The 22,910-nt window shown below is 63.5% G+C and carries 28 protein-coding genes; 19 read left to right on the plus strand and 9 right to left on the minus strand.

Annotated elements, in window-relative coordinates:
- The first annotated feature begins 39 nt into the window (after window positions 1-39).
- From carA to AC1DVS_RS06540, 7 genes are all read left to right on the plus strand, one after another.
- Window positions 40-1,209 (plus strand): glutamine-hydrolyzing carbamoyl-phosphate synthase small subunit, encoded by a 1,170-nt coding sequence (gene carA / locus AC1DVS_RS06510; RefSeq protein ID WP_478021420.1) that lies wholly within the window; start codon window positions 40-42, stop codon window positions 1,207-1,209.
- Window positions 1,206-1,700, plus strand: coding sequence for a hypothetical protein (locus AC1DVS_RS06515; protein ID WP_478021422.1), 495 nt, complete (start codon window positions 1,206-1,208; stop codon window positions 1,698-1,700). Before carA ends, AC1DVS_RS06515 begins: the two co-directional genes overlap by 4 nt.
- The gene (locus AC1DVS_RS06520; protein ID WP_478021424.1) at window positions 1,697-2,059 is read left to right on the plus strand and encodes a ribonuclease E inhibitor RraB; all 363 of its coding nucleotides are present in this window, start codon (window positions 1,697-1,699) and stop codon (window positions 2,057-2,059) included. The genes AC1DVS_RS06515 and AC1DVS_RS06520 overlap by 4 nt, the downstream gene beginning before the upstream one ends.
- Window positions 2,059-2,565 (plus strand): hypothetical protein, encoded by a 507-nt coding sequence (locus AC1DVS_RS06525; RefSeq protein ID WP_478021426.1) that lies wholly within the window; start codon window positions 2,059-2,061, stop codon window positions 2,563-2,565. Before AC1DVS_RS06520 ends, AC1DVS_RS06525 begins: the two co-directional genes overlap by 1 nt.
- Entirely contained in the window at window positions 2,565-5,900 is a 3,336-nt protein-coding gene (gene carB, locus AC1DVS_RS06530; protein ID WP_478021428.1) for a carbamoyl-phosphate synthase large subunit, read from the plus strand. Before AC1DVS_RS06525 ends, carB begins: the two co-directional genes overlap by 1 nt.
- 81 nt (window positions 5,901-5,981) lie before the next feature.
- Entirely contained in the window at window positions 5,982-6,458 is a 477-nt protein-coding gene (greA, locus tag AC1DVS_RS06535; RefSeq protein WP_478021430.1) for a transcription elongation factor GreA, read from the plus strand.
- Window positions 6,459-6,520: 62 nt separating this feature from the next.
- A complete protein-coding gene (locus tag AC1DVS_RS06540) occupies window positions 6,521-7,090 on the plus strand; it encodes a rhomboid family intramembrane serine protease (RefSeq protein ID WP_478021431.1) in 570 nt (189 codons plus the stop codon).
- Between the two features lie 23 nt (window positions 7,091-7,113).
- On the opposite strand, the gene AC1DVS_RS06545 is transcribed toward AC1DVS_RS06540, so the two are convergent.
- The 5 genes from AC1DVS_RS06545 to AC1DVS_RS06565 form a co-directional block, all read right to left on the minus strand.
- Entirely contained in the window at window positions 7,114-7,344 is a 231-nt protein-coding gene (locus tag AC1DVS_RS06545; protein WP_478021433.1) for a DUF4170 domain-containing protein, read from the minus strand.
- A gap of 72 nt (window positions 7,345-7,416) precedes the next feature.
- Window positions 7,417-7,848, minus strand: a complete 432-nt coding sequence (locus AC1DVS_RS06550; RefSeq protein ID WP_478021435.1) for a hypothetical protein — start codon at window positions 7,846-7,848, stop codon at window positions 7,417-7,419.
- Complete coding sequence (locus AC1DVS_RS06555; protein WP_478021437.1) at window positions 7,845-8,195, minus strand: DUF3618 domain-containing protein; 351 nt, start codon at window positions 8,193-8,195, stop codon at window positions 7,845-7,847. The genes AC1DVS_RS06550 and AC1DVS_RS06555 overlap by 4 nt, the downstream gene beginning before the upstream one ends.
- Window positions 8,192-8,563: a phage holin family protein gene (locus tag AC1DVS_RS06560; protein WP_478021439.1), complete on the minus strand. Its 372-nt coding sequence runs from the start codon at window positions 8,561-8,563 to the stop codon at window positions 8,192-8,194. Before AC1DVS_RS06560 ends, AC1DVS_RS06555 begins: the two co-directional genes overlap by 4 nt.
- Window positions 8,564-8,602: 39 nt before the next feature.
- Complete coding sequence (locus tag AC1DVS_RS06565) at window positions 8,603-9,244, minus strand: hypothetical protein (protein WP_478021441.1); 642 nt, start codon at window positions 9,242-9,244, stop codon at window positions 8,603-8,605.
- 118 nt (window positions 9,245-9,362) lie between these two features.
- On the opposite strand from AC1DVS_RS06565, the gene eno reads away from it, so the two are divergent.
- Window positions 9,363-10,640, plus strand: coding sequence for a phosphopyruvate hydratase (gene eno / locus AC1DVS_RS06570; RefSeq protein WP_478021443.1), 1,278 nt, complete (start codon window positions 9,363-9,365; stop codon window positions 10,638-10,640).
- A 52-nt stretch (window positions 10,641-10,692) separates the two neighbouring features.
- Window positions 10,693-11,007, plus strand: a complete 315-nt coding sequence (locus AC1DVS_RS06575) for an FtsB family cell division protein (protein WP_478021444.1) — start codon at window positions 10,693-10,695, stop codon at window positions 11,005-11,007.
- Between the two features lie 39 nt (window positions 11,008-11,046).
- On the opposite strand, the gene AC1DVS_RS06580 is transcribed toward AC1DVS_RS06575, so the two are convergent.
- Entirely contained in the window at window positions 11,047-11,355 is a 309-nt protein-coding gene (locus AC1DVS_RS06580) for a hypothetical protein (RefSeq protein WP_478021446.1), read from the minus strand.
- A gap of 101 nt (window positions 11,356-11,456) precedes the next feature.
- On the opposite strand from AC1DVS_RS06580, the gene AC1DVS_RS06585 reads away from it, so the two are divergent.
- The 7 genes from AC1DVS_RS06585 (at window position 11,457) to AC1DVS_RS06615 (ending at window position 18,430) form a co-directional block, all read left to right on the plus strand.
- The gene (locus AC1DVS_RS06585) at window positions 11,457-13,196 is read left to right on the plus strand and encodes a DUF885 domain-containing protein (protein WP_478021448.1); all 1,740 of its coding nucleotides are present in this window, start codon (window positions 11,457-11,459) and stop codon (window positions 13,194-13,196) included.
- 5 nt (window positions 13,197-13,201) lie between these two features.
- On the plus strand, window positions 13,202-14,194 hold the full coding sequence (locus AC1DVS_RS06590; RefSeq protein ID WP_478022095.1) for a GlxA family transcriptional regulator: 993 nt from the start codon (window positions 13,202-13,204) through the stop codon (window positions 14,192-14,194).
- A 62-nt stretch (window positions 14,195-14,256) separates the two neighbouring features.
- Window positions 14,257-14,877 (plus strand): cytochrome P460 family protein, encoded by a 621-nt coding sequence (locus AC1DVS_RS06595; protein WP_478021450.1) that lies wholly within the window; start codon window positions 14,257-14,259, stop codon window positions 14,875-14,877.
- Window positions 14,878-15,043: 166 nt separating this feature from the next.
- Window positions 15,044-16,309 (plus strand): 2OG-Fe(II) oxygenase family protein, encoded by a 1,266-nt coding sequence (locus AC1DVS_RS06600; protein WP_478021452.1) that lies wholly within the window; start codon window positions 15,044-15,046, stop codon window positions 16,307-16,309.
- Complete coding sequence (locus tag AC1DVS_RS06605) at window positions 16,299-16,589, plus strand: PqqD family protein (protein WP_478021454.1); 291 nt, start codon at window positions 16,299-16,301, stop codon at window positions 16,587-16,589. The genes AC1DVS_RS06600 and AC1DVS_RS06605 overlap by 11 nt, the downstream gene beginning before the upstream one ends.
- Window positions 16,590-16,632: 43 nt before the next feature.
- Window positions 16,633-17,508: an HPr kinase/phosphorylase gene (locus AC1DVS_RS06610; RefSeq protein ID WP_478021455.1), complete on the plus strand. Its 876-nt coding sequence runs from the start codon at window positions 16,633-16,635 to the stop codon at window positions 17,506-17,508.
- On the plus strand, window positions 17,471-18,430 hold the full coding sequence (locus tag AC1DVS_RS06615) for a hypothetical protein (protein ID WP_478021457.1): 960 nt from the start codon (window positions 17,471-17,473) through the stop codon (window positions 18,428-18,430). The genes AC1DVS_RS06610 and AC1DVS_RS06615 overlap by 38 nt, the downstream gene beginning before the upstream one ends.
- Before the next feature lie 2 nt (window positions 18,431-18,432).
- Here the strand turns inward: AC1DVS_RS06615 and AC1DVS_RS06620 are convergent, their stop codons facing one another.
- Both AC1DVS_RS06620 and AC1DVS_RS06625 read right to left on the minus strand, forming a co-directional pair.
- Complete coding sequence (locus tag AC1DVS_RS06620; RefSeq protein ID WP_478021459.1) at window positions 18,433-20,199, minus strand: asparagine synthase-related protein; 1,767 nt, start codon at window positions 20,197-20,199, stop codon at window positions 18,433-18,435.
- A complete protein-coding gene (locus AC1DVS_RS06625; protein ID WP_478021460.1) occupies window positions 20,196-20,849 on the minus strand; it encodes a 2OG-Fe(II) oxygenase in 654 nt (217 codons plus the stop codon). The genes AC1DVS_RS06620 and AC1DVS_RS06625 overlap by 4 nt, the downstream gene beginning before the upstream one ends.
- A gap of 106 nt (window positions 20,850-20,955) precedes the next feature.
- Here AC1DVS_RS06625 and AC1DVS_RS06630 point away from each other — a divergent pair, with 106 nt between their 5' ends.
- From AC1DVS_RS06630 to AC1DVS_RS06640, 3 genes are all read left to right on the plus strand, one after another.
- Window positions 20,956-21,096: a hypothetical protein gene (locus AC1DVS_RS06630; RefSeq protein ID WP_478021462.1), complete on the plus strand. Its 141-nt coding sequence runs from the start codon at window positions 20,956-20,958 to the stop codon at window positions 21,094-21,096.
- Between the two features lie 113 nt (window positions 21,097-21,209).
- Window positions 21,210-21,356: a hypothetical protein gene (locus AC1DVS_RS06635; protein ID WP_478021463.1), complete on the plus strand. Its 147-nt coding sequence runs from the start codon at window positions 21,210-21,212 to the stop codon at window positions 21,354-21,356.
- Window positions 21,357-21,457: 101 nt separating this feature from the next.
- Window positions 21,458-22,384 carry a hypothetical protein gene (locus AC1DVS_RS06640; protein WP_478021465.1) on the plus strand — a complete coding sequence of 309 codons (927 nt, stop codon included), beginning with the start codon at window positions 21,458-21,460 and terminating at the stop codon, window positions 22,382-22,384.
- A gap of 12 nt (window positions 22,385-22,396) precedes the next feature.
- Here the strand turns inward: AC1DVS_RS06640 and AC1DVS_RS06645 are convergent, their stop codons facing one another.
- Window positions 22,397-22,888 (minus strand): pyridoxamine 5'-phosphate oxidase family protein, encoded by a 492-nt coding sequence (locus AC1DVS_RS06645; protein ID WP_478021467.1) that lies wholly within the window; start codon window positions 22,886-22,888, stop codon window positions 22,397-22,399.
- Between the last annotated feature and the right edge of the window lie 22 nt (window positions 22,889-22,910).

Below are 22,910 nucleotides of genomic sequence, written 5' to 3' on the forward strand. Positions count from 1 at the left end.
CGCTTAGCAACATCGCTACCCGAAGGAGTGCCCGCCACGATGGCCGACGCCAAACCCATTTCCGCGCCTGCAGGGGCGACGGGCGTTCTGGTTCTGGCAAATGGCGAGATTGCCTGGGGGCGCGGATTCGGCGCTGAGGGCGAAGCGGTCGGCGAGGTCTGCTTCCACACCGCAATGACCGGTTATCAGGAAATCATGACTGACCCGAGCTTCGCCGGACAGATCATCACCTTCACCTTTCCGCATATCGGCAATGTCGGCGCCAATGCCGATGATGTCGAAGCCGAGGAGCCGCATGCGCTCGGCATGATCGTACGCGAGGATGTGACTGCGCCCTCCAACTTCCGCTCGGTCGAGCGGCTCGACGACTGGATGAAGCGGCATGATCGGATCGGCCTGTCGGGGATCGACACCCGCGCGCTGACCCGGCGGATCCGCAGCGGCGGCGCGCCTAACGGCGTGATCTCGCACCGGGCTGACGGGCGGTTCGATATCCCGCTGTTGCTGGAAATGGCGAAAGCCTGGCCGGGGCTGGAGGGGATGGACCTCGCCATCTCGGTGACGACCGAGACACATTATGGCTGGGAAGGCGGCGTCTGGCGGCTTGGGTTCGGGTATGACGGCGAGGCCGGCACGGGCAGTCGTCCGCACGTCGTCGCGATCGACTACGGCGCCAAGCACAATATCTACCGCAACCTGGTGAAAGCCGGCGCGAAGGTGAGCGTCCTGCCCGCGACCGCCAGCTTCGAGCAGGTGATGGCGCTGAAGCCCGACGGCATCTTCCTCTCCAACGGCCCGGGCGACCCCGCCGCGACCGGCGAATATGCCGTGCCAGTCATCCAGCAACTCCTCGAGACCCGCATTCCGCTGTTCGGCATCTGCCTCGGCCACCAGCTGCTCGGTCTCGCGGTCGGTGCCGAGACCACCAAGATGTTCCAGGGGCACCGCGGCGCCAACCACCCGGTCAAGCGACTGAGCGACGGCGCGGTCGAGATCACCTCGATGAACCATGGTTTCGCAGTGGTTTCGGAGACGCTGCCCGCGACCGCGCGGGAGACCCATGTCTCACTGTTCGACGGCTCCAATGCCGGGTTCGAACTGACCGACCGCCCGGCCTTCAGCGTGCAATATCACCCCGAGGCGAGCCCGGGTCCGCAGGACAGCTTCTATCTGTTCGAGCGGTTCGTCGGCGGTCTGCAGGCATTGTGAGATACCATCTGGCCAGCGCGATCCCGCTGCTCGGAGCCGGCCTCGCCGTCTCCGTCGCCGGCATTGCGCAGGACAGCGCGGTTCAGGTGGATGGCTGGAATCTCGCTGATGTCGGCCACAAGCCTGGCGACGACAGCAACCGGCTCGTCTCGATCGAGAAGGTCACGCCCCAGGTCGACATGATCTACCGCCCGGGTAAGCGCAATGTCAGCGGCAGCATCCAGGCCGTGTTCAGCGTCAAGGGCTGTTCACGGCTGAGCCTCAACTCGGACTTCTATCTGCCCAATCCACCCGGTGATCGCGCCGCCGTGGTGCGCAAGGAAATGCATGCCGCGTTCACGGATTTCGCCAAAACGTGCAGGCTCAAGGTCGAGCTTGAAACCGAGGTGATGACGGGTTTCGCGAAAGCCTTCGCGGCGGTGGACAAGCTGATGACCGACAAGCCCAATGTCTATCCGCCCGCGCCGCCTGAAAATGGGAACAGCCAATGACGCTGCCAGATGTCGATCCCGCACGGCTCGAGGAGGAACTGCTCGCCGATCAGGAGGTCCTGCTCAATCTGGCGAAGAATGGCGATCGGCCGGAGATTGCCCGGTCGATCGATGTCAGCTTCCGCGGTGATGAAGATGCGCTCGATCGGCTCGCTGACGATGCGGACAAGTTCGGCTTCACCGTCCTCGAACGCGAGGAAAACGAGGAAGGCGATACCTCGCTGTTCCTCGCCCGTACGCAAAAGGCCGATCCGGCGTCAATCAAGGCGCTGACCCTGCAATGCCTGCAGATCGAGCTTCTGTACGACCTCGAATTCGAAGGCTGGGGCTGCATGGCTGAGACCGGGGAGGGGAGTTGATGTCGAAGCCCTTCATGGTCACCGCCACGCTCGCTGCGGCCGGACTTCTGGCCTGTGCAGGCGCTACTGTCGCGCAGGACAGCGCGATCGACGTCGCGGGCTGGAAGCTGACGGATGTCGGCCACAAGCCGGGCGACGATAGCGACCGGGTCGTCTCGATCGAGAAGGCGATTCCCGAAGTCTCCCTATTCTACCAGCCGAGCGAGAGCAACACGGGTGGCAGCATCCACGGCGAGTTCAAGGGCTGCAACGGCCTGAACTACAGCTCAGGCTTCGGCTTCGACGATTCGCMCGCCGACCGCGCTGCGGAAGTGCGCAGGCAGGTGCATGAGCAATTCACGGATTTTACCAAAGACTGCCCGCTCAAGCCCGATGTCGAAGCACGCCTGATGGCCGGCTTCGCTGAAGCCTTCGCGGCGGTGGACAAATTGATGACCGACAAGCCGAACGTCTATCCGCCCGAGCCKGCGGCGGACGCGAACAGCCAGGACCAAAGCAGCACATAATGCCAAAACGTACTGACATCTCCTCGATCCTCGTCATCGGCGCAGGGCCTATCGTCATTGGCCAGGCGTGCGAGTTCGATTATTCCGGCACGCAGGCGATCAAGGCGCTGCGCGAGGAGGGCTATCGCATCATCCTCGTCAATTCGAACCCGGCGACGATCATGACTGATCCGGAGCTGGCGGATGCGACCTACGTCGAACCGATCACCCCCGAGATCGTTGCCAAGATCATCGAGAAGGAGCGGCCCGACGCCGTGCTCCCGACCATGGGCGGGCAGACCGCACTCAATACCGCCCTTGCCTTGTTCAATGACGGAACGCTGGCGAAGTACGGCGTGCAGATGATCGGGGCCGATGCCGAGGCGATCGACAAGGCCGAGGACCGGCTGAAGTTCCGCGACGCGATGGACAAGATCGGGCTTGAAAGCCCGCGCTCGCGGATCGCGCATTCGCTCGACGAGGCTTTCGCGGCGTTGGAGCATGTCGGTCTGCCGACGATCATCCGGCCCTCGTTCACCATGGGCGGCTCGGGCGGCGGGATCGCCTATAACCGCGAGGAATTCGTCACCATCGTTACCTCGGGGCTCGATGCCTCGCCGACCACTGAAGTGCTGATCGAGGAATCGGTACTCGGCTGGAAGGAATATGAGATGGAGGTCGTGCGCGACCGCCACGACAATTGCATCATCATCTGTTCCATTGAGAATATCGATCCGATGGGCGTCCATACTGGCGACTCCATCACTGTCGCGCCGGCGCTGACGCTGACCGACAAGGAATATCAGATCATGCGCAACGCGAGCATCGCGGTGCTGCGTGAAATTGGCGTGGAAACAGGTGGTTCCAACGTCCAGTTCGCGGTCAATCCGAAGGACGGACGGCTGGTCGTGATCGAGATGAACCCCCGGGTGTCGCGCTCCTCGGCGCTTGCCTCCAAGGCGACCGGCTTTCCGATCGCCAAGGTCGCGGCCAAGCTTGCAGTGGGGTACACACTCGACGAGATCATCAACGACATCACCGGCGCGACTCCGGCCTCATTCGAGCCGACGATCGACTATGTCGTTACCAAGATTCCGCGTTTCGCCTTCGAGAAGTTCAAGGGCGCCGAGCCGATCCTCTCCACGGCGATGAAGTCGGTCGGCGAGGTGATGGCGATCGGTCGCAACATCCATGAATCGATGCAAAAGGCATTGCGCGGGCTCGAGACGGGGCTGTCTGGCTTCAATCAGGTCGATGCGCTGGTCGGCGCGCCGCGCGCCGTGATCGAGGCAGCGCTGGCGCGGGCGACGCCTGACCGGCTGCTGGTCGCAGCCCAGGCGCTCCGCGAGGGCTTCACCATTGCGGAGATCCACGCGATCACCTTTTACGATCCCTGGTTCCTCGAGCGGATCGCAGAGATCATCGCGGCGGAGGAAGAAGTCTGCCGCGGCGGCCTGCCGCGCGATGCGGCTGGGATGCGGCGGCTGAAGTCGATGGGCTTCAGCGACAAGCGCCTCGCTTATCTCGCGCTCAAATCCGCCAATCTCCATGGCGGCATGGACCGTGGCATCGCGCGTGGGTCGGGGCTGATCCATGAAACGGTGGTCGCCATGACCGGCGGCGTGACCGAGGATGAAGTGCGCAAGCACCGCCAGAAGCTCGGCGTGCGTCCGGTGTTCAAGCGGATCGACACCTGCGCGGCCGAGTTCGAGGCCAAGACGCCCTATATGTATTCGAGCTACGAAGCGCCGAGCTTCGGCGAGCCCGAATGCGAGAGCCAGCCGAGCGACCGCAAGAAGATCGTCATCCTGGGCGGTGGACCGAACCGGATCGGGCAAGGGATCGAGTTCGACTATTGCTGCTGCCATGCCTGCTTCGCGCTGGCTGATGCCGGCTATGAGACGATCATGGTCAACTGCAACCCGGAGACGGTGTCGACGGATTATGACACCTCGGACCGGCTCTATTTTGAACCGCTGACCGCTGAGGACGTGCTCGAAGTCCTCCATGTCGAGCAGTCCAAGGGCACGCTGGTCGGCGTGATCGTCCAGTTCGGCGGGCAGACCCCGCTCAACCTCGCGCATGCGCTCGAACAGGCCGGTATTCCGATCCTCGGCACCAGCCCCGATGCGATCGATCTTGCCGAGGACCGTGAGCGCTTTGCCGCGCTGATCACCAAGCTTGGCCTGCACCAGCCGGCCAATGGCATTGCGCGCAGCCGCGACGAGGCGATCGCCGTGGCCGAGCGGATCGGGTATCCGGTGCTGATGCGGCCAAGCTATGTGCTTGGCGGCCGGGCGATGGAGATTGTCGACGGCCCGGCGCAGCTTGACGATTATATCCAGACCGCTGTCCAGGTGTCGGGCGACTCGCCGGTGCTGATCGACCAGTATCTGCGTGACGCCATCGAGGTGGATGTCGATGCGATCTCGGACGGCACCGATGTGACGGTCGCCGGCGTGCTCCAGCATATCGAGGAAGCCGGCGTTCATTCGGGCGACAGCGCCTGCTCGATCCCGCCTTACAGCCTCTCCGACGAGATCATCGCAGAGATCGAACGCCAGACCCGGGCGCTGGCCAAGGCGCTGTCGGTGGTCGGGCTGATGAACATCCAGTTCGCGGTGAAGGACGGCCTCGTCTATCTGATCGAGGTCAATCCACGCGCCAGCCGCACCGTGCCGTTCGTCGCCAAGGCGATCGGTGCGCCGGTCGCCAAGATCGCGGCGCGGGTGATGGCAGGGGAGAAGCTCGCCGACCTGCCCAAGATCGATCGCGCGATCGACTATGTCGCGGTGAAGGAGGCGGTGTTCCCCTTCAACCGTTTCCCGGGTGTCGATCCGGTCCTCTCGCCAGAGATGAAGTCGACCGGCGAAGTGATGGGAATCGATAGCGATTTCGTCCTGGCCTTCGCCAAGTCGCAGCTCGGGGCAGGGACGATCCTGCCCAAATCGGGCACCCTGTTCGTCAGCGTGAAGGACGGCGACAAGCCGGTGGTTCTTCCCGGCGTGAAGCTGCTCGCCGAGAATGGCTTCACCGTCGTCGCGACCGGCGGCACCGCGGATTATCTGACCGCCAACGGGGTGGCAGTCGAGCGCGTCAACAAGGTCGCGCAGGGCCGGCCGCACATCGTCGACCGGATCAAGGACCATGATATCGACCTGATCTTCAACACGACGGAAGGGTGGCAGAGCCTCAAGGACTCGCAGCCGATCCGCGGTTCGGCGCTTGTCCAGAAGATCCCGTACTTCACGACGGCCCCGGCCAGTGTCGCCGCGGCACAGGCGATTGTGGCACTTGCGACGCGGAGTCTTGAAGTTCGGCCATTGCAATCCTATTATTCGCACTCGCACAATTAATTCCCCACATGAGAGAAACGTGCGGGCGGGTCCTTTGAGAGGGCCGGCCAATGGGGGAATTTCGGGGACGAAGGATTAGGGATGGCTACCGTCGAAAAGATGCCGATGCTGCAGGAGGGCTATGAGAAGCTCAATGCGGACCTGAAGCGCCTGAAAGCGGAACGACCGACCATCGTCGATGCGATCGAGGAAGCGCGCGCGCATGGCGATCTTTCCGAGAATGCGGAATATCATGCCGCGAAAGAGCGCCAGGGCCAGATCGAAGCCTCGATCTCGGATATCGAGGACAAGCTCAGCCGCGCGCAGGTAATCGATCCGCGCGACCTGTCCGGCGACAAGGTCGTGTTCGGCGCGACCGTCACCTTGCTCGACGAGGACGACAAGCCCTTCCGCTATCAGATCGTCGGCCAGACCGAGGCTGACGCCAAGGGTGGGCGCATCTCGTACAATTCCCCGCTTGGCCGCGCGCTGATCGGCCGCAAGGTCGATGACGAAGTCGAAGTGACGGTGCCCTCGGGTGATCGTTACTACGTCGTCTCGAAGATCGAATTCATCTGAACGGAATCGACCTTCCTCGCGGACGCTTCACTGACGCGCTGGTATCGCTGTCGGTTTTCGTCGTGCTGCTCGCCACCGCGGTGTTCGGCCTGAGCACGGCTGCCTATCTGTTCGGATTCGCGCCCCAACCCTTTCTAGCGGGCGGCTGGCGAGCCCAACCCTGGTTGTGGCTGTCGCCGCTTGCCTCAGCGTTTCTGGCGCGTGATTTGCTGTCGGGGGCTTTCAACCTCGTCTTTCTGCTGATCGCAGGGCGCTTCGTCGAAAAGGTGCTGAGGCCGGTCGGTCTCGGGATCATCTTCGTGGCGGGCGCCTATGGCGGAGCCCTCGCGCGCACCATTCTCACCCCCGGCTCGATTATCCCGAGCGCTGGAGCAGACGCCGCCACTTTCGCGGTGATCGGCGCCTATTTCATGCTGTACGGCGTCCCGCGCGCGATCCCGGTGTCGCGGGCGTACGGGCGACCAGTCCAGATCGCAATTCTCGCGGCGATCTGGTTAGGGTTCCAGATCGTCTTCGCTCTGGCCGCCGGTAGCTTCGAACTTTCGGTGACAATCGTCGAGCCGCTCGGCGGGCTCGCAGCGGGGGTTGCACTGGCGCGGCCGCTGCTCGCCTGGGCCTATCGGAAGGCCTGACGCGGGCCTTCCGCTGATCGGGATCAGGCTTGGGGCGGTGTCAGCAGATCGGGTTCAAGCAAGCGGTGGAGATGAACCACCACATATTTCATCTCGGCATCGTCGACCGTGCGTTGCGCAGCCGCGCGCCACGCTTTTTCAGCGCTTTTGTAGTCGGGGAAGACGCCGACGATCTCGATTGAGTCGAGATCGGCGAAGTCGAGGCCGCGCGGATCGCTGACGCGACCGCCGAAGACGAGGTGGAGCTTGCTCATGAATCGCGCTTCCCTGTGAGGAGTCGCGCCAGTCCTTAGTGCGGGATGCGACCAAGGTGAACCGTTTCCGGCTTATCCCTTGCCGCTGGACGCTTTGGCGGCGGCAGCGCCTGCGGTCGACAATGCCTTGGCCACGCCATCGAGCAGCTTGCCGACCTGATCGCGTGCGGCCTCCTTGTTCAGGCCGAGCGAATCCAGCTCGGCCTTGCCGGCATCGCGCGCGGCCTGGGCGGCGCCCGATGCTGTGTCGTTGAGCCGCTTGCCGATCGGTCCGAGGAGCTTTTCCTCCTGTTCGGTGCGCGGGACCAGCGTGCCGGCGAGCACGCCGAGCGCGACACCGCCGACCAGCACTGCGAGTGGATTGGCATCGATCCCCTGGGCGGTACGCCGCGCTGCCTCGCGGGCAGTCTCCCTGGTGGTATCCAGCGCCTTTTCAGCTACGCTCCTTGGAGTGGGCCGGCTGGCGGGTTTCCGTGCGTTCTCGACCGTTACTGGAGCATTCATTCGGAGGGTCCTTTCCGTCGGGGGCCTGCCCGTTTGGGAGTCAAACTCGCAGGGGGCTCGGGGGTTTCATCCATATAGGCATCAATGACGTGCCGCAGCGGCCCACGCGCGAAGAATATGCCAACCGCCGCGGTGGCGCCGGCCAGCGTGATCGGATGGCGTTTGATGGTGTCGAGCCCGTCGCGCGCGAGCTCCTGTGCCGCCTCTTTCACCTCATGCGCTGCCTCACGCATGAGCGCCTTCGGGTTGAGCCGGGCCTGGAGATCGACAAGCGTGCTGGTAAGCCTGGCCCGAGCTGCCTCAGCCTTACGCTTCGCGGTGGCGAGATCATCGTCATCACCGGTCATTTGGCGCCTCCCCGCTCGGGCTTGTCCTTGATCTCGGTGATCTTCCGCACCTTGGCAACCGCAATGCGGACCAGCAAGGCAGCGATGCCGAGCGAGACAATGACGACGACGATCGTCGCCCCGACCTCGCCCAGCGGGTGCCTGAGGATCAGCAATAGCCCGAGCACCATTGCAATGATCGCCGATTGCGCCAGCAGGAGCGCGACGACGCCCAGAACGATCGCGATCCTGGCCTCGCCGACACGGCTCAGAAACTCGGCGCGATAGAGTCTGATCTCCGCCCGCACGAAACGTTCGGCATCGTCGATCAATCGCGCGAACAAACGCGCAATGCTGTTGCTGTCGTCGTCCGGCGGTAGCTCGGCCATGTTCCCCCCGGACTATTCGGTCAGCCCCGATTGTTGCGATCAGGCTTCGTCGCGGTCGGCTGCGTCGATGCCGGCCTTGATCAGCCGCACCAGTACAAAGCCGAGCGCTGCCGCGGTACCAATCGCGATCGCCGGGCTTTTTTTCACGAAGCCGCGCGCGTCCTCGATCAGATCGTCGAGGTTCTTGGCCTTAAGCGAATCCGAAAAGCCGGAAACCGAATCAGCCGCCCCGCGGGCATATTGGCCATATTGCTCGCCCAGTTTCTCGTCGACGGTGCCCGCCGCCTCAGTCATCAGCCGCGCCAGTTCGTCGAGCGCGCCGCCGGCGCGAGCCTTGCCGTCCTCGGCATAAGCACGCGCCTTGTCGCCGGCTTCCCTGGTGAGTTTGGCGGCGCTGTCCTTGAACAGTTGCGACGCATTGGTCTTGGTATCAGCGGATTTGGCGCTCTCGCTGGCGCTATTCGGTGTATCGATGGTGCTGGTGTCCACGGTGGGGCCTTTCTTCGGCTTTACCGGTTTGGGGGTTTTGGCGGCAGGCGAGGGGGCGGCTTTCGGCGTGGCGGCCTTGGACGCTGCAGCCCTGGGCTTTGACGTCGTTGCGGCCGTTTTTACGGGTTTGGCTGGCTTGGGTGCTTTTGATGTGTCGGTTGCCATGTCGTCGCCCTTTTCTCGCTTGTCCATCAACCGGTCAGTCTATCCGCCGGTTCCATTGACCGGGACGAATTGCCGATGCCGACGATAGCCGATACAGGCCGCGCCGACGTTCGTAGATACCACAGATCGCTAAAAGGATCATAACGTGACCGCAATCATCGATATTCATGCACGCCAGATTCTCGACAGCCGCGGCAACCCGACGGTTGAGGTGGACGTGTTGCTCGATGACGGGAGCTTCGGCCGCGCCGCGGTGCCCTCAGGCGCGTCGACCGGCGCGCATGAAGCGGTGGAGCTGCGCGATGGCGACAAGACCGTCTATCTCGGCAAGGGTGTGACCAAGGCGATCGAGGCGGTGAACACCGAGATCGCCGACACCGTGCTCGGCCTCGAGGCGGAGGACCAGGCCGATGTCGACCGCGCGATGATCGCGCTCGATGGCACCGAGAACAAGAGCCGCCTGGGCGCGAACGCCATTCTCGGCGTCAGCCTCGCTGTCGCCAAGGCCGCCGCGGATGCACGGGGACTGCCGCTCTATCGCTATGTCGGCGGCGTTTCGGCCCATGTGCTGCCGGTGCCGATGATGAACATCATCAATGGCGGCGAACATGCCGACAACCCGATCGATTTCCAGGAGTTCATGATCGTGCCGGTCGGCGCCGCCACGATCGCCGAAGCGGTGCGTTGCGGGTCGGAGATCTTCCACACGCTGAAAAAGGGTCTGCACGACAAGGGGCTGGCGACGTCGGTTGGCGACGAAGGCGGCTTCGCTCCGAACATCGCTTCGACCGCCGCCGCGCTCGACTTCATCATGAGCTCGATCGAGAAGGCCGGCTACAAGCCGGGCGACGATGTGATGCTCGCGCTCGATTGCGCTGCGACCGAATTCTTCAAGGACGGCAAATATAATATCTCGGGTGAGGGCAAGATCCTCTCCAGCCATGAAATGGCGGAATATCTCGCCGACCTGACTCGCCGCTATCCGATCTTCTCGATCGAGGATGGCATGGCCGAGGATGATTTCACCGGCTGGAAGGCGCTGACCGACCTGATCGGCGACAAGGTCCAGATCGTCGGCGACGATCTGTTCGTGACCAATCCGAAGCGGCTCAAGATGGGGATCGAGGGCGGCCTCGCCAATTCGCTGCTGGTGAAGGTCAATCAGATCGGCACGCTGACCGAGACGCTCGAGGCGGTATCGATGGCGCACCGCGCCGGCTTCACCGCCGTTATGTCACACCGCTCCGGCGAGACGGAGGATGCGACCATCGCCGACCTCGCGGTCGCGACCAATTGCGGGCAGATCAAGACCGGCAGCCTCGCCCGGTCGGACCGGTTGGCGAAGTACAATCAGCTGATCCGGATCGAGGAGGAACTCGACGAGTCGGCGGTTTACGCCGGACGGGGCATTATTCGCGCTTGATCAGGTAAAATACCCGCTTGATCCACGAGTCGCATGATGCGAGAATCGTGGAATGGCTAGGCGTTCCACCTTTCGCACTATGCTCCGCCGCGCGATGGCGCCGGCGGCGTTGCTGATCGTGGGCGCCTTTTTCGGCGGCTATGCGATCATGGGGCCGAATGGCGCGCTGGCTTATGGCGACATCAAGCGTCAATTGGTCAAGCGCCAGGCTGAATTCGCGATGCTCGACAAGCAGCGCGCCGAGCTCAAGAACCGCGTCGACCTGCTCGATCCGCGCCATGCCGACCCGGACATGGTCGATGAGCTGGTGCGCAAGAAGCTCAATGTGGTGAACCCGGACGAGGTGGTCGTCCAGGAGGGGAAATAGAAGCGGCTCGCCCGAAGCGATCAGGCTTGGGAAACGCGTTCATTTGGCGGCGTCGGCCGGGTCGACGAAATAGATGCGCCGAACTCCTTTGTCGTTGAGCCTGAAAGCAATCTTCGCGAGGCATTTATAATCGGCATTGGCGGGGGCAATCACGCGCACCGGCTTGCCTTCCGCCCATTCCTTGGCGTGCGCATTGAACTCGGGATCGGACAGAATGCGATCGGCGATCCGCACCTGGCATTTTTGCCGTACCGCCTGGACTATGATGTCGTCGGGGATTTCGTCAGTCTGAGGCGGGCTCGCCTGGGCAATCGCGACGACGAGCGCCAACAGAATCGCAGCGGGCAACCTGTCTTCCTTTACAATGGCTTTCGATCTTCAATCGCAACTGGCGCAGGCCGTGACAAGCTGCCAGCATCCGCCGCCTGAGCGAATCGACAGGAGTGGTGATGCGGAAAATCTTGCTGGTGGGGATCGCGTCGCTGGCGCTGGCAGGGTGTGGGCAACCCGCGACCGCGCCGGCCGACAAGTCGGCGGATGGGGGCGCCCTCGCCCTGCCAACCGATAGCTGGAAGAATTTCCGCGACGGCTTCATCGAGGACTGGTTCAAGCTCGATCCGGCCAATGCGGTCTATCAGGGCCGACATGATTTCGATGGCCAGTTGCCCGACTGGAGCGCTGCCGGGCTGAAACGCCAGGCGGATTTCCTGAACGATGCGATCGCCAAGGCGAAAGCCTTCGACGGGGGCAAGCTCAGCCAGCAGGAAGCGTTCGAGCGCGACTATCTGCTGACGGTCGCCACGGGTAAATTATTCTGGCTCACCGACGCTGACCAGCCGCACACCAACCCGGCTTATTATGTCGGCGGCGGGCTCGATCCGAACACCTATATCGCCCGCAACTATGCCGATGCGCCGACGCGGATGAAGGCAGTCATCAAATTCTTCAGGAGCGTCCCGGCGGCAGCGGCCAACATCAAGGCCAATCTGAAGACGCCGATGCCGCTCAGCTTCATCAATTATGGCGTCGCAGGCTTCAAGGGGTTTGCAGATTATTACACGGGCGACGCGAAAAAGGCGTTTGCCGGGGTGAAGGACCCAGCACTCCAGAAGGAATTCGACGAGGTCGCCGGCCCCGCTGCCAAGGCGATGGCTGATCTCGCGACCTGGCTCGATGGCCAGCGGGGTACGGCAACCCAGGGTTTCGCGCTCGGCGCCGACAAATTCTCGCGGATGGTGAAGCTTACCGAGGGTGTGGACGTGCCGCTCGACACGCTCGAAGCGGCCGGCAAGGCTGATCTGGCACGCAATCAGGCAGCCCTGAAAGAGGCCTGCGCGAAATATGATCCGGGCGCGACCATCATTGCCTGCACCGTGAAGGTGGGTGCCCACAAGGCTGACGGTGGTCCGGTCGCGGCAGCGCGGAAGATGATCCCCGATCTACGCGCCTTCGTCATCGCGCATGACATCGTCTCGATCCCCGGCACCGAACAGGCTCTGGTCGAGGAAAGCCCGCCCTATAATCGGCAGAATGGTGCCTATATCGATCCGCCAGGGCCGTTCGATAAGGGCGTGCCGTCGATCTATTATATCTCGCCGCCCGACCCAAGCTGGCCCAAGGCCGAGCAGGACGCGTTCGTGCCGGGCTATGGCAATCTGCTCTTCACCTCGGTGCATGAGGTGATGCCGGGGCATTTCGTCCAGTTCCTTCACGCCAACCGGTCGCCCTCGCTCTTTGGGCGGCTGTTCGTCGGCTATGCTTTTGCCGAAGGATGGGCGCATTATAGCGAGGAGATGATGTGGGACGCGGGGCTTGGAAACGGCGATGCGGAGACGCATGTCGGCCAGCTCTCGGAAGCGTTGCTGCGCAATTGTCGTTTCCTCTCGGCGATCGGCCTGCACGCGCATGGCATGACGCAGGACCAGTCCCGCGAGATGTTCGTGAAGGAATGCTATCAGGATGAGGGCACCGCGAAACAGCAGGCCGCGCGCGGCACCTATGATCCGGCCTATCTCAACTACACCATGGGCAAGTTGATGATCCGCAAGCTGCGCGACGACTGGACCGCTGCGCATGGCGGACGCAAGGCGTGGAAGGCGTTCCACGACCAGTTCCTGAGCTACGGCGGCCCGCCGATCCCGCTCGTCCGCAAGGCAATGATGGGCGGCGACGGCAAGGCGGTATTTTGACCGGGGTGGGCCTGCCTGCCGCACGGCGGGTGGGCCTGGTCGCGTTCTACGGTGTCAACGGGGTCGACCTGTCGGGGCCGCTCGAGGTGTTCTCCACGGCGACGGTGCTTGACCCGGCCCAGCCCGGATATGTGATCGAGGTGGTCGCGGCGACGCTTGACCCGCTCAGGACCGAGGCGGGCTTGCGCATCCTGCCCGATCGTCTGTTCGCCGATGCGCCCGATTATGACACGATCATCGTGCCCGGGGGCGCGACGCTTCGGGAAACGGACGCCGCCATTGTGGTGGTGGACTGGCTGAAGACGCGGCTCGCATCGACCCGTCGGCTCGCTTCGGTCTGCACCGGCTTTTACGGGTTGGCGGCGACCGGAGTGCTCGACGGCCGAGAGGCGACGACGCACTGGCGGTTCCTGGCCGACGCCCAGCGCCGCTTCCCGGCTGTCCGGATGCAGGCGGACTGCATCTATATCGAGGATGGGTCCTGCTTCACCTCGGGCGGAGTCTGCGCGGGAATCGATCTCGCGCTGGCGCTGGTCCGCGACGATCTTGGCCCCGGCACGGCGCTGGCGGTCGGGCGCGAAATGGTCGTGCACAGCATGCGCGCCGGACCGCAGCCGCAATATTCCGAAGCATCGCGCGTCCAGGCGCGCGCCCCCCGACGGCTCGCTGATCTGGTCGCCTGGATCGCGGCCAATCTCGATGCCGATCTGTCGCTTCCCGTACTGGCGGCGCGTGCTGCGATCGGCGAGCGCCAGCTGTCGCGCATGTTCCGCGAGGGGCTTGGCGAGAGCCCCGGCGCGCTGGTTGCAAGGCTGCGGCTGGAGGCGGCGCATGATCTGCTCAGCACGGGGCCGGTTCCGGTCGGTGAGGTCGCTCGTCTGGCAGGCTATCGCAGCGCCGATGCCTTCGGACGCGCTTATGCCCGCGTCCATGGTGAACCGCCGCGAGCGACGCGGGCACGGCATGGTCGGCCGGGAATGTCCGAAACGGCAGGATAGTCGGCAACGCCGGCGCCTCGATGATCGGCTAGGCTCGTTGCTTCCAGATCGGGAGGGTGACGATGCGGGGCTTCGGAAAATGGTTGGCGGTCGGCAGCGCTGCAGCGTTGATTGCCTCGGTCGCCATGGCAGGCGGCAAGCCGGACGCGACCGGTGCCGCGCATTTCACCGACAAGGGCGAATTGCTCTTCCCGGCCGATTATCGGCGCTGGACCTTTCTCACCTCCGGGCATGGCATGAGCTATAATGCTCAGGCCAATGCCGCTGCCGACCAGCCATTCGACAATGTCTTCGTCGATCCGGAAAGCCATGCTGTCTTTCTGAAGACCGGCCATTGGCCGGAGGGCACGACGCTGGTGCTTGAAATCCGGCGCAGCACCTCAAAGGGGTCGATCAATCAGCACGGCGCCTTCCAATCCGGCGATCCAGTCGGGATCGAGGTGCACGTCCATGATAGCAAGCGTTTCAAGGGCGGCTGGGGCTTTTTCAGCTTCGACGGCGCCAAGCCCGCAACGATGATCGGCTATGAGGCGAGCTGCTATGCCTGCCACCTGGCCCACGCTGCGGTCGACACGACTTTCGTGCAATTCTACCCGACCTTGCTCCCGGTCGCGAAGGAGCATGCGAGCTTCAGCGCTGCCTATGTCGCTGACGAGAAGGCGGCTGCGAAACCTCAGCCGTAATGGAAGGGCAGTTCCGCCTGACGGAATTTAGCTTGACCACAACCGGCCCGGAGCTACCGCTCGCCTCATCTAACTGAGGGAGAAGCTGGTTGGTCGATTTCATGGTGACCACCGGCGTTGACCGCGTTCAATCCGGCGTTGAAGATCCCGGTGTGCTGGATTGAGCATGGCGACCAATCAGCCTTTGGCCGATTTTCGGCTCGAGCTCCCCACCCCGAAGACGCTGACGCTGGCAGAGGAGCTGAACCTGCTCGTGACCCAGCACGAGCGTTTTGGCGCCACCGGACCGCAGCGTCGCCATTTGTCGAGATTACTGCTCGAGGCCGATCGTTTCCCCGAAGCGCTCCAAATTCTCGGCACGCTTGAAGACGTGGACAATGTCCGCGATCAAATGGCCTTTGGGCGCGCTTATCTCGCGCTGGAGACGCCGGAGGGTGATAGTAAAGCCCTCGTGCATTTTGAGGCGGTCGCACGGATGGGCGAGACCTCCTGGGAACGGAGTGCCGGTCTCGCGGGGGCGGGCAAGGCGCTGGTGCGGTTCGGGCGGATCGATGAGGGACGCAAACGGCTTGAAATAGCGCTTGCTGAAGACAGAGGCAGCCGGGACGCGTTCAAGCGCTTGAATGTAATCGATCTGAAGGCTGGCCGTGCCGATCAAGCATTGGCAATGGCAGACGAGCTTGCCGGGGAGGGCGTGCTGCATTCCCGGGTCCTGTGCGGACGCGCGCTCAGCATCGCCGCGCTGGATCGCCCGGAGGAAGCGCGTGAGGCGCTTGGGCTCGACCGGTTCCTTCACGACGAAATCCTTCCGCCGCCAGCCGACTGGGACAGTATCGCGCAGTTCAATCGCGATCTCGTCTCCGAAATCGCGGCACATCCGGGCAGGCGCGGCGACCGTTATGGTTCAGCCTCGGTCTCCAGCACCCGGGTTGACGAGCCGCTCATCACCCGGGCGAAGGTCTTCCCGCATTTGCTCGAGATACTTCGGCAGCAGATCGAGAATGTCGTGCAGAGGCTGCCTGAAACCGATCATCCGCTTGTCCGGGCGCGCCCGGAATCCGCCTTTCTGCGCTGCTGGGCGGTGATGACTGAAGGTGCGGGCTATGAGGATTGGCATGTGCACCAGAATGGCTGGATGAGCGGCGTTTATTATCCTGAAGTTCCCGCAGGCATTGCAGGCGGCACTGATGATGCCGGTTGTCTCGCATTCGGACTTCAGCCCGGCGTGATCGGCGACGAGGCGGCTGATCGGGTAGGTCGGCATGCCGTTCGTCCCGAGGCCGGTCGCTTCCTCATGTTCCCGTCGCACGTCCCGCACCGAACTTTTCCCTATGGCGGAAAGGAACGCCGCATGTGTATCGCGTTCGACGTCGTCTCGCAGGATCGCCGGGCGCAGCCACAAGGTAGCAACGAGACGTCCCATGACAGCTGAAACATCTGGCACCGCGCAGCTCTGGCGCCGCATCGACCAGTTCGTCGGCACCGAGATCGAGGATTCCTTCGTCATTCTCGATGTCGAGCGCGCGGCCTATTTCTCGTTCAATCCGTCCGCGAAGGAAATCTGGAATCTACTCGAGGGGGCGATCTCGATCGACGGGATCGCCGACCATTTGACGGCCAGATATGATGTTTCCCGAGATGTTTGCACGCATTCGATCGAACGGATGCTGAGCCGTTTCTCGGACAAGGGGCTCGTGCATCCGGTTGGTTGAGGACCGGGGCTCCGCTCGCCCTGAAAGAGCGGGTGCAGGCGATGTGCAGAGCCTGGCATTCGGTCTCAAATGGCAGAGCGAGATCGCGCTGCCGGAGTTTGCGACCGGCCGCTTCGTCGACAGCCCTGATGTGACCGTCTCGATCGGGACGGTGGCGCCACACCGGACGATTGTCGACCAAGGTCTCAACCGGGCGATCTGCGCCGATGGCGTCCGATTCCAGCGGCCCTGCGAGCCGGTGATCGACGTGGTGGGTACAGATTGCGTGCACATCACCTCTGTCGCGGCCGGGGATAGCCTCCCGCCGCCCCGATTCTTCGGCAGCGCGGTGGCGGGGCTGCTTGCGCTTCGCGGCTCAGTGCCCTTGCATGGAAGTGCGGTCGAAGTGGACGGTCGCGCGATCCTGATCTGCGGCGATGGCGGCGATGGCAAATCTACCCTTGCTGCGGCCCTTGTCGTTCGGGGCGCCCGGCTAATCTCCGACGACCTCAGCGCCTTGGGTCTCGCGCAGGACGGAACGCCGGTCCTTGCGCCTGGGCGCCGTTCGATCAGGCTTCATCCGCGCGCTATCCAGATGATCGAGCCGATCGCCACGGAGATTCGACCATCGGGTGACAAAAAGCTTCTCGTGGCGCTGCCGCGGGTTGCTGACGACATGAGGATTCCGCTCGCGACCATCATTGTGCTGAGCGGCGCGAACCTGCGTTCGGGCCGCGCCCGCAAGATGCTGTCGCTTGCCAGACATCTGTTCCGGCCCACCCTGATGTCAGCCCTTCCCGACCATGAAAAGCGTCTTGCAATGCTGTTCAGGACGACCACCTGTGTCGGCATCACGCATATTGATGCGCCCGGTACCGCGCCGGTCGAGGACTATCTCGATCGTGCTGACAGATTGCTGGACGACCATGCCGGCGGGTGAGCCACGCCTCGTCGTGCCGGGCGATTTGGTATGGGCGCACGGCAGGCCGTTGCTGAGCTTCGTCGAGATTCCGCGTGGAGCGATGTCGGCGACCTTCTGGCGGGAAACGTTGAAGCAACGCCTGCGCACCTTCGGACTGGTGCCGCTCGATGCCTATGAGCCGCGGCACGACGATCTGCGGCTGGCCGGTGCGATCCATCACACCGGCCGGTGCGGGTCGACGCTGATGGTTCGGCAATTCGCGGCCGTGAAGGGAGTGATTGCGCTGAGCGAGCCGACTGCCTTTCTGCAGTTGCTCGATGCGCCTCATGGCTCGGCACAGGAGCGGGCGCGCTGGTTGCGCCTGCTCCTGGCTGCACATCGCGATGCACTCTGCCCCGGCGGCGAAAGGCTCGTCATCAAATGGCCGCTTCACTTGATCTTCTGGGCGAAGGAGATCGCCGCGGCGCTCCCCGACGTGCCCGGCATCTTCCTCTACCGTGACCCGATCGAAATCATCGCCTCGCTCGAGGAAAGCCCGCTCGGTAATCCCGAACTGGTGACCGCGAACCCTTTCGCGCCAGCGCTTGATCCCAAGCTGATTGGGCCAGAAGCGAGGGCACGTCCGGAGTTCGTGTATCAGATGCTGGCCGCACGCTGTGGCGCGGTTGCGGCGGTACCGGGTCTCAAGAGCCTTGACTATGCACGCTTGCCGTCAGCGACCTGGCAGGCGGTCGCGCCCTGGTTCGATATCACCGTGTCGACCGACGATGTGACGCGGATGGAGCGCGCCTCCGCACATCATTCCAAGGCTATGGATCGCATTTTCGAGCCCGATGGTCCTGCGCGACGAGCCAGGATGGAAGAGGATGTTCGGGCAAAATGCGTGCATATCGTGGCACCGGTGCTGGCGGAGACATTGCGGACATTGCCGGTGCTCTGAAGTCAGTTGCGAGGCTGGTTCCAGTGAACCACGAAATTGGCGGCCAGCACGCTGATCTGGAATTTCTGAAGCTCACGGGGCGACAGAATGGCGCCCTGCGCGATCCGCTGCGCTTCGCGGGCAACCCAGTCGAGATCGACCCACTCACCGGCACCGGCTTCGCGCAATTCCTCAATCCGCGGCTGCAGTGAGGATGCCTCGTCGCGCAGGCGGTCGGGATAGTCAGGCGAAAATGCCAGCCCCTTGGATTGCAGGCGGATATGGTCGGGCAATCGGCCCTTGAGCATTTCGCGGGCGAGCGCGCGCTGCATCCCGCCGTGCGACAGGAAGCGGACCGGCATGCCGGCGGTCATTGCGATCAGCCGGAAATGGCGGAACGGATAGAATGCCCGCAATCCGCCGCCCGCGACGGTGGTCGGGCTCCGCGCAGCCTTGTGATAGCCCTTGGAGAATCCCAGCAACGCGTCCGGGGATTTGAGTGTTTCGGCATAGGCGGGCGGGCGTCGGCCCGCCATATCCGCCGGCAATTGTCCGAGCAACGCTGCGGAGAAGCGGGCATGATAGGCATCCCCCGGCCAGCCCTCGCTGACGGATCGCTCGCGAAGGGTATTGCGGACCATCCCGACTGCGCGGCGCAACTGCTTTGCCGGGCCGATCAACAGCTGGCGGCGCGTGATGGAGTGTTCGCCGAAACAGCCGTCGAGCACGGCGCTCGCGCCACAATCGCGCGCGGCATCGTAAAGCGCATCATAGAGGTAATGCCGCGGCGAGCGCATGCTGCCGACCATCCAGTCAAGCGCGTTCGCAGACGCCTCGAGCGCCCTTGCGTCGGTGCATGGCATGACGACGACCTGCGGCAGGCCAAGCGCCTGCGCGACGTCGCGTGCGAGGTCGCGCTCGTCAGGGTGCGGGCTGCCGGGCGGGACGACGCCGGTCAGGCAGGTGACCGTCTGCCCGGGCCGGCGCTCCTCCGATGCCAGCCACGCGAGTAACGCTGAATCGAGGCCGCCGCTGAGCAGGATCGCAATGTCGCCGTGACGGGCCAAAATGCGCCGGACGACCAGGCGCAATTCCTGCTCCAGTTCGCTGACCGCCTCCTCGAACGATCCTTCCCAGCGCGGCGCGACATCAGCTGGTCGCTGAAGGGTCTCCGGCGCGCGCCCAGCCTCGAAGCGTCGAAAGGTCCCGGCTTCGACGAAGCAGATATTGCGCAGGACGGTTCGCCCCGCGAGACGCTCTTGCACCGGTGCGCGGCCAAGGTTGAACGCCAGCCCAATCGGGTCGATTTCGGATCCGACCCAGGGGAGCGCCCCCAGCCAGCGGAGCTCCGAAGAAACCGCCACGCGCACGCCGTCAGTGGCGAAATGGATCACGTCCCGCAGGGCGCGCGACACGCCGATCTGCAGAACGCGGCGCTGTGCATTCCAGTGCAGCAGCGACCATTCGCCTTCCAGCCGGTGCGCTGCGTCATCCCCCCATCGCCGCAATGCGAGCAATGCGATCGTCGCCGGGCCGGCGCCGACGCGGCCAAGCTCGGCGGCCAGTGATGCCGGATCGTCCAGTTCGCCCAGAAACAGGAGGTGCTCGTCGCCACTGCTGACCTGATCGGTAACCCCGCCAATGCCTTCGGCATCCACGACGCGAGCGACCAGACCAGGCGCTACGAGCGGGTCTGTCGGGTTGCGCGGCGCAAGGCCAAGAGCGGCGCGATCTTCGGCCGCGATCGGCGCCCCGTCGAGTGAGGCAATGGCGTAAAGGCCGCTTCTCATTCGACGGGTGCTGTGGGGCCGAGAAACCAGCCGGAAAATACCCGCCTCGGGCCCCCACTGGTCACAGGAAGGACGCGGTGCTGGAAATCTCGCGAAACCCGAAACAGGAGTGCTGAGCCGAACGCCTCATGGACATGCGAAAACAGCATCTCGCGCGATGCCCTTTCCCGAAGCTCGAAGCCGCCGCCTTCGAACGGCCGCTCGCTCAGATTGATCGTGATCGCGAGCTTGCGCCCGGTTCCGTCCTCGTCCTCGTGCCAGTCAAGCGCTTCGCCCTGATGCGCCGTCAGTTCGGTGATCGCTCCGCCAACGGTTTCAAGCGGACCGCACCCGGTCGTCTCGGAAAGCCAGCGCAGCAGAACCGGGCGGTGCAGCGCTGCGCACAGGGCCTTGCTAGCAAGCCGGGGGGGGGCCTCAATCTGCCGGCTGCCGATATTCGGGACGATATCCGTGACGAAACCGGTTTTCGCGCACAGGTTGTCCAGCATCAGTGCAAAGCGGGGTTCCAGCAGCCCGTTAAGGGGCGCGGCGCCGATCCGAGCGAAGCGGTCACGGAAAAGCTGGTTTGAGGGTCCGTCATCGCTGATGACCGTTTCCACCGCACCGATCGAGATGAGCGGACGAATTTCGGGCGACATTAGAATGGCCATTCATGAGGATCGGCGGAGGATTTCTGCTCGTTAAAAATCCTCCAGTGGAGAGCTTGCCCGTGATGCCGATTTTGGTAGAGCGGAGCAAGAATGGAGTATGACCGTCATGAATGAACCCATCGCATCGGCCGACACCTCGCTTCTCGCATGGATCGAACCCGAAATGCACGAGCTTGACGTCAAGGATTCCGCGAACAATCCGAGCGTTCGGTTCGATGGCGGGGTTGCCGATTGCAACCATTCATAGGGGATCGCCAGGCGTCTAGTCCGCTGCGATGATCCTTCCCGCGCTCTGAGAACCCCTATGTCGGTTGACCGTGACAGCGATTCTGGCCAAGCCACGCAGGAAATGGGGACGCTATGACGAACGAACCGACCATAATGGGTAATACCGGGCTTCTGGCGTGGATCGAACCAGAAATGCACGAGCTTGATGTCAAGGATTCGGCGAACAATCCACATGTTGGGCACGACGCCGGCGGCTTCGCCGATTGTTCTCTTTCATAGTCAATCGAGTCCCGCCTCGTTCGGCGCAATCATGCGCTCGTTTTTCCGGCGCGGCGTTTGGATCAGTTGACTTTTCGCCCGGCAACCAGACCCGCTGATCAATGGCATCTCCGGACTCTATCGCGAATGCGGGCGGTGTTAGAATCGCGCTGAGCAAGGTCGCCTATGCGACCGGGACCTTCCGTCTGGTCGAGAGCGATCATGCCGGCTTCACGCATCTGGTCGCGACGCGCGGCGGACTGTTCGCGGTGGGGCTGCGCGGCGCCAGGCTCCTCGCCCATGGCATGTTCTACGGCATGACCATGGCCGGTGATATCATCTACCTGTTCGAGGCGGGCGATCTGCCGCGTGCGAATGGACGGCACGGCCGGATCGTTCGGCTCTTCGATCGCGACGATCGCATCGTCGATACCAATATTCTGGTGACTGGCCTGCCCGACGGATGCCATCAGATGGAAATGATCGACGGGCGATTGTGCCTGCTCGACACCTATGGCCAGCGTGTCCTGCGAATTGACCCGGCGACGGGAGCAATCGACGTCGTCACGCCATTGTCAGAAGCGGCGACGGGCGACTGGGCAGGCGGCTACGCGCATATCAATTCGCTGGTGGAGCATGACGGAACGATCATGCTGATTCTGCACAATGGCGGCCACAAGACCGGCAATCCGAGCGAACTCGCCACTTTCGATCTCGGCTGGCGATTGATCAAGCGCCGGCCGCTGCCCGGGTTCGGCTGCCACAATATCGTGTTCACCGATGGCGGCGAGATGCTGTTCTGCGGCTCGATGGACGGGGAACTCATCGGCGAGCGCGACCGTCGTGCGGCATTCGGTGCAGTGGTGACCCGCGGCCTCGCTGTCGATCGCGAGATGATCGCCGTCGGCTTGACTGACTTTACCGAGCCTGCCGCGCGATTATCGGCGAGAGGGCGGGTCAGTTTCCTGCGTCGCGATTATTCGGTGCTGGCCGAGGTCAATCTTCCGGCTGGTCCAACCGAAATCCGGGCCTTCCACCAGAACGGGTGAACCAGCCCAGCTTCAGCCGAGCGAGACTTCGGCGGTCTTGCCCTTGTAATCCTCCTTGGGATCGCGGCCGAGCAGCACTTTCACCCCGGCCAACAGGCTCGACTCATTGAGCCAGATCTGCGCGCGCTCGGGTTCGAAGCGAAGCAGCGTGAGCTTGGGATCATCCTTCCCGCCTTCGAACCACGCCGCTACGAAGCGGTTCCAGAGCCGGTCGATCGTCGCGCGATCATTATCGATGGTCAGCTTGCCGTGCATGGTTGCGAACAGGTCGTGGCCCTTCGAGACGAAATGCGCGACTCCGTTGCTGCTTTCGCGCAATTCGCGTGCGAGATCGGTCTCGTTCGAGGTGAAGAACCAGATCGGCCCGTTGGCCTGATCATTCTCGAACTGAGCCGTCATCGGCTGCGCGTGGCTGTCGGCGACGCCGTCGAGCCCGAGCATCAGGGTCATGTCCGAGCGCAGCGCTTTCCAGAATTTTGCTTCGATTTCGTGGGGTTCTGCCATGGCTCTCATCCTCGCATCAGTG

This window comes from Sphingomonas sp. P3_C5 (assembly GCF_056402635.1).